The sequence below is a fragment of the Desulfitibacter alkalitolerans DSM 16504 genome (assembly GCF_000620305.1).
Lineage (GTDB): Bacteria > Bacillota > DSM-16504 > Desulfitibacterales > Desulfitibacteraceae > Desulfitibacter > Desulfitibacter alkalitolerans.
Genome location: NZ_JHVU01000035.1, coordinates 1 through 13,511 on the forward strand (window position 1 = coordinate 1; position 13,511 = coordinate 13,511).

Here is a 13,511-nt window from a genome sequence, read left to right on the forward strand (position 1 = left end):
GCATTTAGCTTTGATTCTGCCCTTTCAACTACCGCCCTAATTTTCTTTTGAACATCCTTTGGCAGTGGCTCTGGCTCGTAATTCTCAATTATATCTTTAACCTTTTCATTGGCTACCTGTGTTAATGTTTTAGCCCCAGAAGCTTCCCACATTTCATAACGCTGACGGTTAATTAAGGAGGGGAACCAGCTTTCCTTCTTAAAATGACGGAATGTATGGTCTTCTGCCAGGAAGTGACCACCTGGACCTACCTTGTCAATAATGTCAAGGGCTAAAGTTTCATCATTAACCTCAATACCACGAGTAACTCTTCTAGCCATACCAATTATATCGTTGCAGATTACAAGGTATTCAAGGCTGGCTGTTGAACCATATTCAACATACCCAACATCGTGGTTCAAGTTCGGACCTGACATTGCTGTCATTGCAATGCTCAGTGCAGCTTCAATTCCAGCCTGCTGATCAGGAATGCAGCTGTCAGAGCAGCCACATGTTCCAAACATGGGTAATTTCAAGTAATGAGCCATATCTGCCAAAGCTGACATCAATAAATTAAATTCTGGTGATCCGTATGAGAAGATTGTACTCTTCATATCCATTATAGTAAATACTCCGCCCATAATAAAGGGGGAACCTTCTTTAGTGTTTTGATGCAATACTAAACCGCTTAAGCTTTCAGCCAGACCAGTAGCCAATACTCCAGCCAGGGTTGCAGGAACAGTTCCACCTGCCATTACACAGGGAGTATATACAACTGGCAGGGCTTTCTTGGCAGCAAGCATTAGTTTGGTTGCTGCTTCCCATGCATGCTGTAGGGGTGAAATTGGTTCAGCATATAAGGTCATAATTGGGTTCTTTCGGAGTTCTTCTTCTCCACCGGCAATTATTTCGCACATCTCTATTATATCAGCAAATCCGTAAATGTCATGTGCTGTTGTAACAATTGGCTTGGAAGTATTTAAAACCTGAGCTTCAAATTGATGCCTGTCAGATATTAAAAGGGGCACATCCTGAACAATACCAAGGGACATGACAAAATCCAGGTTTGGTAATGCATCAATTGTCTTGCAGGCCCAGCTTACTGATTGGGTACTGGATCTTTTTCTTTCTCCTGTATAAGGGTCAATATAATAAGGCGTATCTGAGCCGGTGCCAAAATAAGCATTGTTTCCCTCTAGCAGCACATCTCTGCTCCCAGTACGGCTGTTGCATAAGGTCACTCTATGGGGTACTGTTCTTAAAGCCCTATCCACTATATAAGATGGTATCTTAACCCGATTCCCATTAACAAAACAGCCAGCCTTTTTCATTACTTCTAATGCATCATCATCGTGAAAGGTAACTCCAGTCCTTTCAAGAATTTCCTGGGCAGCTAATAACACCTCTTCGCACTGGCCTGGTGATAATATACTCAACATTGTACTGGCATTTGCTACATAATTACTCCTTGCTCTCATTACTAACTCTCCTTTCATTAATTATTTTTTATCTTTCTTGTTCAATTTAGCTTCTCTGGCTTCTGCTCTCTCAATGATTGCATCTAGTTTTTCACAGACATCATTTGGCAGTGGCTCGGCTCTATGGTTATTAATAATGTCTTGTGTTCTTTGCTTGACCCTATCACCAAATGATTGGCCGCCTTCCATTTTCCACTCATCATAACGTAAGCGGCTGATTAATGAGGGCCACCAGGTTTCTTTTCTAAAGTTATCTATGGTGTGCTGTTCTCCAAGGAAATGGCCTCCTGGCCCTACCTTGTCTACTACATCCACTGCAAGGGTATAGTCGTCAACCTTAATTCCCTTCATTATCCTTTTGACCATACCAATGGTTTCATTATTGGCCACCAATAGTTCAAGAGATCCACAGTTTCCATATTCCATATAGTTGCAATCATGAATAATATTTGCTCCACTTAACCCGGCTATAAGGTTTGAAAAGGCAGATTCTGCAGCCCACTGGGCATCTACACATTTGGAGTCAGTACAGCCTCCTGTGCTAAACATTGGCAGGCCAATGTAAACAGCAATGTCAGTTAACGCTGCAGAAAGCAGGCTTAACTCAGGAGCTCCATAAGCAAGGATTGAGCTTCCCATGTCCATTGTTGAAATTAATCCACCCATGATAAAGGGGGAACCTTCTCTTACAGCTTGATTAGCCACCAGGCCAACTAAACTGTCAGCTATGGCAATAACCAGGGATCCTGCCATGGTAGCCGGTGCTACACCACCAGCAAATGTGCATGGTGTATAGATAACTGGTACGTTCTTCTGGGCTGCAAAAATAGCCTTGTCAATTGCTTCTGCCGAGTGCCTTAAGGGTGGACTTGATTCTGAATAAAGTATAATAAATGGTCTTTTTTGCAGTTCATCCAGGCCACCTGCTACGGCTGCAGCCATTTCTATAATGTCATTATACTGGTCAATTCCAAAACCCCAGTGAATAATTGGCTTTGTCGTATTGCGAACAAGGGCATCAAAGGAGTGAACATCTGATAAGGTTGGCGTGACATCCATTACCGTTCCATTATCCATGGCATATGCAATATTAGGCAATGCATCACATACTATACCGGCCCTCACAGCATCAGATTTTTTTGGTCTTCTTCTTTCTCCGGTAAAGGGGTCTAAGGTATAGGTGTTAGTTGGCCCCGGTCCCCAATAGGTATTTCTACCCTCTAGAAACATGCTTCTGTTCCCATTTCTGTCACAAATTGTTATTCGCGTTGGGGCACTTCTAACTGCTTTTTCTACTACCCTTGAAGGAAAACGTACGCGATTGCCGTCTACCCAACACCCAGCCTTTTTATAAATCTCTAGCGCCTCGTTACTATAAAAGTCAGCTCCAGTCCTTTCTAAACATTCTAGCGCTGCATAATAAACTTCCTGGCACTGATCGTTACTTAGGACTCGGAAATTTACTGTTTGATTGACTTGATAGTTTGCTCTAACATAATTGCTTTTCACAAATAATCACTCCTTTTTTTAATATTTTTATATCTTTGTATTTATTAGATACCCTCTGTATTTTTTTTTTAAATGTTAAATAATTTTAAAGCTTAATTTTAAGTTCAATACCCCAGTGATAGCCTAGAAAGAATAAATGTGCAGGTTTCTATTTATAAATAAAATCAAAGGTTAAGGGTAAGTCATTATTAAGCCCTTTAGAAAACAATATCTGATGTATATTTAATCCCGACGCTCTAAAAGAAGCAGCATAACCCTGTAGATACAGACTCCACATTCTGACAAACCTTCTATTAAATTTATCTTCGATCTTATTAACATTATTCTCAAAATTATCGTACCATCGGTCAAGGGTCATTGCATAATGCATTCGTAAACTTTCGACATGGAGCAAATGAAAATCGTACTCCGGTAATAACCAAATAGTTTCCCGCAAGGATGGTATATAGCCACCAGGGAATATATACTTTTTTATCCAATGATTAACATCAGACCCTTTTGTGCCTGTAATGGTATGAAGTAACGACAGGCCCCCTGGTACAAGTAGGTCACTTACTTTCTTCATATATTTTGAAAGATTATCCTTGCCGCAGTGTTCAAACATCCCGACACTAACGATTTTATCAAATTGCTCTGTTTTTTCATCTATATCCATGTAGTTCAAAAGCTCCACATCAACCTTTTCAGATAGCCTCAAACTTTTAATGCGCTTTTTTGTTGCAACAAACTGCTCTTCACTAAGAGTTACTCCTAGGGCTTTTACATCATATTGCTGGACAGCCCTTATTATAAGCCATCCCCATCCACTTCCTATATCAAGAAGCCTTTCTCCAGGTTTTAAGCATATTTTTTTTAAAACATGGTCTATTTTATTTAATTGTGCTTGATATAGAGAATCTTCTGGATTATTAAAATAGGCACATGAATAACTCATTGTTTCATCTAACCATAGGGAAAAGAAGTCATTTCCCAGGTCATAGTGATACTTAATATTTTTTTCCTTTTCCTTAAATCCTTCATCATCATAAGTTGATATATGCCTATCGTCTACTTTATCTCTAATTAGCATCTTATTATTTAGCTCAACAATTTTAATTAAGTCTTCCAAAGCTCCTTCAAAATCAATAATCTCATCCATGTAAGCCTCACCAACTGCCAGAACAGGATCTTTTGTATTAAATTCTATAGGTGGAGGCTCTCTTAGTATTATTCTAACACTAGGTTCGCCTTTTCCATATTCTGCCTCTTCACCGTCCCAATATAGAACACTTACACGACCATACTCTATTTTTTTAAATAAAAAATCCATCAATGTTTTTCTCATTACTTCACCTCGGCATCCAAGAGTTTCTTTGATTAACTGGCCTATATTAATCTAAATTTTACCCTTTAGCTTTTTAGAAACCCTGATCTATTCTTATAGCAACTATGCCTTTCCTGCAATTTTGAATGCCTTATAACACGCTTCAATAGTTTTTTCAATTTCCTTATCCTCATGTACTAGGGACATAAAACCTGCCTCAAACTGGGATGGGGCTATGTATACCCCTTCTTTAAGGAGGGCCTTAAAGAAGGCAACAAACTTGTCAATGTCAGAAGTTGCCGCACTTTGGAAACCAGTAACCTCATGGGCTGTAAAAAATGCTGAAAACATACTTCCAACCCTTGTAAAGTAAACTTCTGCTCCGGCTGTTTTAGCAGCCTCTTCCATCCCGGCAGCAAGTTTAGCAGACTTTTCTTCAAGCTTCTCATAAATTCCATCTCTCTGAAGAATCTGTAAAGTAGTATATCCTGCTGTCATAGCCAATGGATTTCCAGATAGGGTTCCAGCCTGATAAACTGGGCCTAAAGGAGAAATCTTCTCCATTATATCCTTCCTGCCACCATAAGCACCTACAGGAAGTCCTCCACCAATAATCTTTCCTAAACAAGTAATATCTGGTTTAATACCATAGCGGGCTTGAGCGCCTCCTAAAGCTACTCTAAATCCCGTCATTACCTCATCAAATATTAATAAAGTACCATATTTTTCAGTAAGACTGCGAACTCCATCAAGGTAGCCGTGATTTGGTGGAATACAGCCCATATTTCCTGGAACCGGCTCTAAAATAACTGCAGCAATATTTTCCCCTTCCTGTTCAAAAATCTTTTCTAATGTTTCTAAGTCATTAAAGGGTGCCGTAATTGTATTTTGAGCCGTATTATTAGGAACACCTGGACTGGTAGGCACACCATGGGTTAGAGCACCAGAGCCCGCCTTTATTAATAAGAAGTCAGCATGCCCATGATAGCACCCCTCAAACTTAACTATCTTATCTCTACCGGTATAACCCCTTGCTAATCTTAAGGCACTCATTGTAGCCTCTGTACCAGAGTTAACCATTCTAACCATTTCTATAGAAGGCACACAGTCAATAACAAGCTTGGCCATCTTAGTTTCCAGCTCAGTGGGTGCCCCAAAACTGGTTCCTATTTCTAAACAGTAGTGTAAAGCATTTACCACTTCTGTGTGGCAATGGCCTAGAATTAAAGGCCCCCATGATGCAACATAATCTATGTAACGATTACCATCTTCATCAAAAATGTAAACTCCCTTACCACTAGCTATAAAAGGAGGATCCATTTTGACCGATTTAAAAGCACGGACTGGACTATTTACACCACCAGGAATATACTTTTGAGCTTCTATAAACATTTCTTTTGATCTTGACATATTAAGCATTTTTTTAAGCTCCTTTCTTTTCTAAAGTATAGTTTTGGCTAACAAGAGAATGCGTTAATTCAGACAATTATAAGCGCTCTACAATTAATTAGAATACTTTGTTTTTTTAAAAATAAAGGAAACCGACCATTCGTAACTAATGGTGAAACTGCATCCTCTTAAATAAATGGCCGGAAACACCTGTAATAAGAATTTTTTGATCAGCTTAAATAGTTTCTCTACTTACTATAGAGACTTGTTAGTTAACATTTACACTATTAGTTTCTTCAACTTCAGGGTTATGTTCATCCAAAAATCTAGTACTAATTGTAGTATTTTTCATTAAGACATAGTATAAGAGACCAGAAGGAATTAAACTAATAGCCCATGCCAACTCAAACTTAATGACTCCACCTATAATAGCTCCAAATACTATAGCTATTATTCCAGACCAGTTAATACCACTATACTGGCCATTTTCATCGTATAATTCCATGATTTTGTATTTACCCTTTCTTATAAAGAAATAATCAACTATTAAGACTGCAAATATTGGTCCTAAAAATAGAGAATATGCTTGAATGAAGAAAAAGAATCCACTGGCAGTCATGATTTTCCACGGGAAGGTGAAGAATATAAGAATACCTGTAATTACAGCACCTTTCCTAAAAGAAAAGCCGAAAAGTTCCATCATAATATAGGTAGGGGGTATAACATTTAACATAATATTAGTTGTTACCTGTGCCAAAGCCACAAAAAACAAAGCTACAATAAGCACAAAAGTACTGGGTAATAAAGTAGTAAAAAGTATTATAGGATCCCATTCCCCGGTTACTCCAGCAGCCAGTAACCCTATTAATGCCATAAACATTACTACTGGCACACTTCCAATCCAATGGGCTATAAACATTTTACTATTAGAAGATTTATGGTATTCACGTGCGTAGTCACTTATGTTAAGCATCATGGCAGACATTACCCCAATAAATGCTACTACAGGTATCCAAAAATCTATCCCCCAAGTACCTGGAATATTTATAATCTTTTCTGAAACTTGCGCTCCAAAATTTTTGTATATTACAGTAAACATGTAAATTAGAGATGCTATTATTACCACTGAACCAATATTTTCCAACCACTTTATTCCTTTAAAACCATAAGCAGAAAGAGCAATTTGGATCAATTGAAAAGCTATAAAATAAAATACAATATTGGAAAAACCAAACAACTGATTGGATATGGCATTTAAAGCACTTGCTCCAACCCAAGTTTGGATACCGTACCAAAGAAGTGCTGGAACGGCCCTGATTAAAACTGGTAACCTTGCTCCTAACACCCCAAAAACCGGTCTTGCATGAATAACAAATGGCAACCCATGTTTATTTCCTGGTTGAGCATTTAGTGTATAACATACGGCTATTGCAGAAAGACCTATAAGCATAGCTATCACAGCTTGAAATAAGTTTAAGCTGCCATTAGGTGGTACTATACTAGCTCCCAACATAAAAACACCAATATAGACACTACCCCCGACCCAGGCCAAAGTATACGATACTTGATCTAGTATCCTTGTATCCTGAGGAAACAGGTCTGGCGCAATATCTTTATACTTTTCAGCAACCATTTGACGAGAAACAGAAATTTCTTGATGTTTTATTTCCATTACTCCCAACTCCTTTAATATTTTTTAAACTAGTTATAGGTTATTTAATTCAGATAATTCTGAATCGTATTAGTATTTTGATATATTATTTACCGTATTGGTTATCAGTCTAACTTGCTACTTATTCCAGGGATAGCCCTAAATAATAAGTTCGAATGCTAGTTACTTTATGTATCTTTGGTATTTAGTAAATTAGAGCTATCCCTTTTAAAACTAGTTTGTTTTTTCATCTCTCAATAACAGGATCATTTAACCCCTTCATAACATAGCCCAAAAGGTTGAGCTTTGACTTGCTGCCCTTGACCAAACTGTCCAACAAATTCTCCATTTTCAGCCGTCAATTTACCTCTCAGATATACCTTTTCTGGCCTGCCAATTTGTTCAAATCCTTCATAAGCATTATAGTCCACTCCATGCAGGCTATTCTTAACACTGATGGTTCCTTTCCAATTTGGATCGAAAATTACAATATCTGCATCCGAACCAATAGCTATTTGGCCTTTTTGAGGATATATACCACAAATCTTCGCAGGCGCTGTACAACATACTTCAACAAATCTTTGACGACTAATTTTTCCTTTTTCAACACCATATGTCCATACGATTGCTAAACGATTTTCTACTCCTGGAGATCCAGGTGGAATTTTACTAAAATCACCCATACCTTTACGCTTAGCTTTTTCGAAACCACCATCAAGTGCACAGTGATCAGATCCAACAGCCAATAGCCAATTGTTTCTTAGTGCTTCCCACATAGCATCAAGATTTTCTTGTGAACGAAGAGGAGGCATGCAGACATATTTTGCTCCTTCAAAATTAGGTTTAGCTAAATTTTCCTCAGTTAAAACAAGATAATGAGTACATGTTTCCCCATATGCAGGTATACCCTTTCTATATGCATCCCTTATAACTTCCATGGCTAGCTTACAAGTTACATGAACAACAAAGATTGGAGCATCCGCCATTCTAGCAAGATAAATTGCCCTGGAAGTAGCTTCTGCTTCAGTAAGCACTGGTCTTGCTTCAGCAAGATACTTGGGATCAGTTTTTCCTTGTTCTACTAGCTCTTTTGTTAATACGTCTATTATATCTGCATTTTCAGCGTGTACCATTATGGTAACTCCCGCATCTTTAGCTAACCTAAGTGCATTAAAGATTGCATCATCAGCAACATAATATGGTGTGCCTTTATAAGCCATGAATAGCTTTACTGATGCAACTCCAATTTCAGGCATAGTAGGTATTTCTTCAAAAACTTCTGGTCTAGCATCCATTATTAGCCCGTGCAACACATAATCAACACTAGCTTTTCCTTTTGTTTGGTTTTCAATATGCATTAATACTGATTCTTTAAGTCCTGCACCTTGTGGTTGAGGTACAAAATCAGCTATAGTTGTTGTTCCAGCAACTACTGCCGCATGAGTAGTATCGTAACCAAGTGATCCAAAAGAAGCATAGTGAACATGCTCGTCTACTCCACCTGGAAAAACATACTTGCCAGTAGCATCAACTATTTCTTCAGCCTTAGCATTCAGATTAGTACCTATAGTTACAATTTTTTCTCCTTCAACCAAAATATCTGCTTTATACTCATCCGTTGCAGTTAGTACTGTACCATTTTTAATTAAAATACTCATTAATATCCCCCCAAAAAAAATTTTATGGGTCTAATTTTTAAAAACTAGCGATGCAGTCTAGCATATGCTAACTTATAAACCTTTAAAATATTTCAGAGTTTATTTTAATAAAACTTTCAAATAAATACAATTATGATTAAGTCTGTATATTGGTAAGGCTTAAAGTCAGGTTCTAAAATAATGTTTCACCAATTGAATTTTATGCAATCTGGAGGTCAAGTGCCTATACCAGCACTTGACCATTACGGCGTTATATTTTAACATTATATTCAATAAACCCTGTAGTTTTTATTTATTATTTTTTTTATATACACTTTTATCTATGCCCTCCAAATATTTTATCACGTTTTCTAATGGCTCTACGTCCGCAAATTTAGCATCCATATCAAATAAGTTCCACTCAACAACTCCTGGTACTCTGTCACCAATAGTACCTTCCGGAACAATTGTTTTAAACCCATATCCAGTTGAATCCATAACAGTATGTCTAACACATGCACTTGCTGTTGCTCCCATTACTATTACTGTGTCAACCCCTAAGTTAACTAAAGTCATAGCCAGATGTGTCCCAAAAAAATTGCTTGCGTACTTTTTGTAAATAAGTGGCTCTTCTGGTTGTGGTTTAATCTTAGGGTCAATTTCAAGCCAATGTGAATTAATATCTAGTGCATGCATTGGAATTTTTTCATCCCATTTTGGTAAATCCCATTGTTTTTCTCCTGTGTACCCAGTAGTTGAATGGAAAATGGGAACCCCCGATTTTCTTCCAGCTTCCAGCACCTTAAGGGCATTAGCACATATCTCCTCAGATTTATCACATGTAAATGGATGACCTTCCGACATCCAAGCCTTAGCCATGTCTACTGTTGTTATTGCAGGTGCTTTACCATACCCCATTCTTTTTTGAAAGCCTCTTTCTTTATAAATCCTTTTAGCTTCCTTAAACGCCTGCTCCAGCATTTCTAGGTCAAAACCATACTTTCCGCCAGTGTCTTTAAACTTAGGATCTGGAACCATTTTTGTCATTACCATCAATCCTCGTATAATATATTTACAGTCAGTTATTTAGTATATTTTCCAATTCATAAATGACTGTATAAGAAAACTGAATTGGAATTACCAAAAGGGATGTCCTTGATGTATAATTCTTAAAGGATTACACGAAGGCTGGTTCTTTTCACTCCTGTTGCACCATTACGGTGGCTTCTCCGAAAGACTGTTCCCTTGTTCATTATGTTAGCTTCAGACCCAGGTGTTGTTCCAGGTGGAATGGTGGCTGTGTAGCAGTAGCCGTTACACCCATCCACTAGAGTTCTGATTGTGCGAGGGTGTTGATGCATTCTGATTCAAGGATATCCCCTTTGGTAATTCCATTATCCCAACTATGAAAGGTGGTGTTTACTATGAAAAAACATATGCTTTCCACTCTCTTTGTTGGTGTGGATGTGAGTTTACGCTCTCAACACGCCGTAATGTTAGATTTTTTTGGAGAGCAGCTTGCATCCTTCCCATTCCCCAATAATGCATCCGGCGCTTCGCTAATTATCTCTGAAATAATTAAGCACGCCTCTTCTATTGATGCGACTCATGTAGTTGTTGCTATGGAATCTACTTCTTTTTACAGTTTCCATTTATGCAACTACCTCTTTCAAGCTCCAGAGCTTGCTGCCCTCCACACAAAGGTTTACTGTCTTAACCCAAAGGTCACTAGGGCTTATCAGAATACCTTTGTGGATGTGGACAAGGATGATCCTCATGATGCCTACGGCATTGCCGATTTTGCAAGAACCGGCAAGATTACTTCAAAACCTTTTCAGGGTTCCCAGTTTGTAGCTCTCCAGCGCCTTACCCGCGCCAGACTACATCTGGTTGAAAATCTTTCAAGAGAAAAATCCTATGTCCTAACTAATATGTTTATAAAATTTAGTGAACTGGCAGCCATTAGTATCAAAGACTCTGACTGCCCATTCTCTAATAAATTTGGAGCAACATCTATGGCTGTTCTTGAAGAAATGTCACCAGAGCAGATCGCTTATGCCCCTTTAGAAGAACTAATTGACTTTCTTATGCTAAAAGGAAATGGACGTTTTACCGATCCAGAAGCTAAGGCTAGGCTTCTTCAAAAAGCAGCTCGTGATTCCTATCGTCTTGATAAGGCATTATATGAACCGCTCAACGCAGCAATTGCTGCATCTTTCAACTGCATCAAAGCTCTTGAAACTGAGATTAAAGCAGTTGATAAAGCAATTGTAAAAGCAGTTGGTGGTCTTGCCAGCAATGGATATAAGTGTTTGCTTTCAATCAAAGGTTTTGGTCCTGTCATTTCTGCCGGACTTATCGCTGAAATAGGTTTTATTAGCCGTTTTAGCTCGGAGGAAAAACTAGCAAAGTATTCAGGTCTTACCTGGCGTAAAAAGCAGTCAGGATCCTTTACAAGCGATATTACTTATATGACCAAGAGCGGTAATCAGTATCTTAGATACTACCTTGGCGAGGCTGTCATGAGCCTTCTTAAAAACAATAACAGCGACTATACGGCATTCTATCGAAAGAAATATGATGAAGCCATTCGCTTCAAGCACAAAAGAGCACTCGCACTGACTTCAAGAAAACTAGTCAGGTTGATTTTCGCCCTGCTACGCGACAACCGACTTTACACTAACGAAAAGGAGATGACGAAAGCCATTTAAAAACCAAATATACAGAACGTATGTTTCTATGTTTGAGCTTTAAAACATAGGTTTATTTGGTGTACCCTTTTTTAAAAAGATCATAAGAAAAAAATTAAATTATTTTCCAAATTTATATTGACATATTACCAGGTGTCTTTCAATTAGTTTTTTCATTAGCAATTAACAACTCGCACCATTTCGTTTATTAATTACTAATGCTTGACTATTATACTTGCAATTTATGTGCCATCATAGAATAGTTGAATATTAATAGCTTTTATTTGTTTATGTCTATATATAAGCATTGCAAGTCCACAACGTTAATGCAAACTAGCCACAAAGCAAACGTCTTATATCACACTGAATAAAGTCTTAAATGCAGGATTTCTATTTTGCAACACTTTTGTAGGATATTGCATATGTTCAACAAATTATCCTTATCTAAATCACCTTTTACATTTAAGCCACACCCATTTAATACAATATTTATTATGCTAGCGTACTTCAGGAAGTATTAAAATCGTGTTGGATTCTTCTTATGACCAACATAAAACTAAGACAATAATGGGACGCCTGAGCCTGAGCAGCTGAATTTAAATAAAGATGGCCTAAGTATCACACAATGATTACTCTAGACCCTTAAAAGACTTGGAGAAGACATACGAAATAGATATGTTACAGTATTATGGTGGGTTATTGTACATACTTTCTCACTTACCTCTACTAAAATTGATTTCTATATGTTATCATCTTGTTAGATATAAGTTTTAAGAATTTTTCCACATTATATTTGCAATGTATACATTCAGAGTTGTAATCTTTATTTTTTATAATAAAATCTTAGTCCAGTTTTCAAATAATACACATTAAATTACGGAGGCAAATATGCCCACTCAGGTTACCATCGCCAAAACTTCACCAAACCCATCAGCAGAGGATCTTACACATATTTTAATTAATAACCTAAACATACTTGATGAATTAGGAGAGCTTATTAAACCAGACTCTAGGATACTGCTCAAGCCGAATGCAAGCGTATGTTTTCCTCCGTCTAGTGGTAGAAATACAGATCATCGTTTAATAGAAGCTATAATAAATCTTTTAATGCACTTCGTTTTCAAAGAAATAATAATTGGAGAATCAGCCATTATCGGCACTGATACCATGCAAGCATATGAAGCATCTGAAATTATGAATGTAGCAAAGAAAACTGGAGTACAATTAGTAGATTTAAAGAAGGAACATTTCAATCGAAGTAAGGTAAAGAATGGTCTAGTGTTGGATAGTATTGAGGTAAGTAGATTAGTAAATGATACAGATGTGCTTATAAATATTCCAAAGCTTAAAACCATTTCCTCTGTACCTGTAAGCATAGGCTTGAAGAATTTAAAGGGCTTGATATCAGACGCAGAAAAAAAACGTTTCCATCATACAAATCTAAACAGATCTATTGTTGATTTAAATAAAGTAATTCAACCTCACTTCACAATCGTTGATGGGATAATCGCTAGCGAAATGTACGAACCCAAAGAAATGAACGTAATAATTGCTGGAAAGGATATTTTAGCAGTTGATACTGTGGGATGTTTGGTAATGGTGTAGTGCGACAAGCTAATCTGCAGTGACTTCGACAAGCTAGCCTGCAGGAGAAAGCATAAACCATCATAGCTATATGTAAGACACCCTAAACTGCAGGACAAGAAAAAGTGCAGTACGACAAGTAAAATAACAGGCCCAGCCAGTGGGCCCTAATATTAAATTCTAATCTGAAAACCTTCAAGCATGATATTAACAAGCTCAAGTCTCTTTTTGCCTATCCGGCTAGTAACTGTTGGATTAATCCCATTTGCACTAAAAAGCTTCTTCCCATGA

General features: G+C 37.6%; 9 protein-coding genes. 2 read left to right on the forward strand and 7 right to left on the reverse strand.

All coding sequences use genetic code 11. The features are described 5' to 3' along the window. The 7 genes from K364_RS0105495 to K364_RS0105525 form a co-directional block, all read right to left on the reverse strand. The coding region (locus K364_RS0105495) for a trimethylamine methyltransferase family protein (protein ID WP_028307168.1) at window positions 1-1,457 on the reverse strand (1,457 nt) is incomplete at its 3' end. Between the two features lie 21 nt (window positions 1,458-1,478). Beyond that, window positions 1,479-2,966 carry a trimethylamine methyltransferase family protein gene (locus K364_RS0105500; RefSeq protein ID WP_028307182.1) on the reverse strand — a complete coding sequence of 496 codons (1,488 nt, stop codon included), beginning with the start codon at window positions 2,964-2,966 and terminating at the stop codon, window positions 1,479-1,481. Between the two features lie 148 nt (window positions 2,967-3,114). Then, window positions 3,115-4,290 carry an SAM-dependent methyltransferase gene (locus K364_RS0105505; protein WP_028307183.1) on the reverse strand — a complete coding sequence of 392 codons (1,176 nt, stop codon included), beginning with the start codon at window positions 4,288-4,290 and terminating at the stop codon, window positions 3,115-3,117. 102 nt (window positions 4,291-4,392) lie between these two features. Then, window positions 4,393-5,688, reverse strand: coding sequence for a glutamate-1-semialdehyde 2,1-aminomutase (gene hemL, locus K364_RS0105510; protein ID WP_028307184.1), 1,296 nt, complete (start codon window positions 5,686-5,688; stop codon window positions 4,393-4,395). 238 nt (window positions 5,689-5,926) lie between these two features. Continuing rightward, window positions 5,927-7,330 (reverse strand): NCS1 family transporter, encoded by a 1,404-nt coding sequence (locus K364_RS22955; RefSeq protein ID WP_051533825.1) that lies wholly within the window; start codon window positions 7,328-7,330, stop codon window positions 5,927-5,929. A 245-nt stretch (window positions 7,331-7,575) separates the two neighbouring features. Beyond that, window positions 7,576-8,967 carry a dihydropyrimidinase gene (gene hydA, locus K364_RS0105520; RefSeq protein WP_028307185.1) on the reverse strand — a complete coding sequence of 464 codons (1,392 nt, stop codon included), beginning with the start codon at window positions 8,965-8,967 and terminating at the stop codon, window positions 7,576-7,578. A gap of 288 nt (window positions 8,968-9,255) precedes the next feature. After that, window positions 9,256-9,993 (reverse strand): isochorismatase family protein, encoded by a 738-nt coding sequence (locus K364_RS0105525; protein WP_242841665.1) that lies wholly within the window; start codon window positions 9,991-9,993, stop codon window positions 9,256-9,258. Between the two features lie 377 nt (window positions 9,994-10,370). Here K364_RS0105525 and K364_RS0105530 point away from each other — a divergent pair, with 377 nt between their 5' ends. Beyond that, window positions 10,371-11,657: an IS110 family RNA-guided transposase gene (locus tag K364_RS0105530; protein ID WP_028307187.1), complete on the forward strand. Its 1,287-nt coding sequence runs from the start codon at window positions 10,371-10,373 to the stop codon at window positions 11,655-11,657. 867 nt (window positions 11,658-12,524) lie between these two features. Further along, entirely contained in the window at window positions 12,525-13,241 is a 717-nt protein-coding gene (locus tag K364_RS0105535; RefSeq protein WP_028307188.1) for a DUF362 domain-containing protein, read from the forward strand. Window positions 13,242-13,511 lie beyond the last annotated feature (270 nt).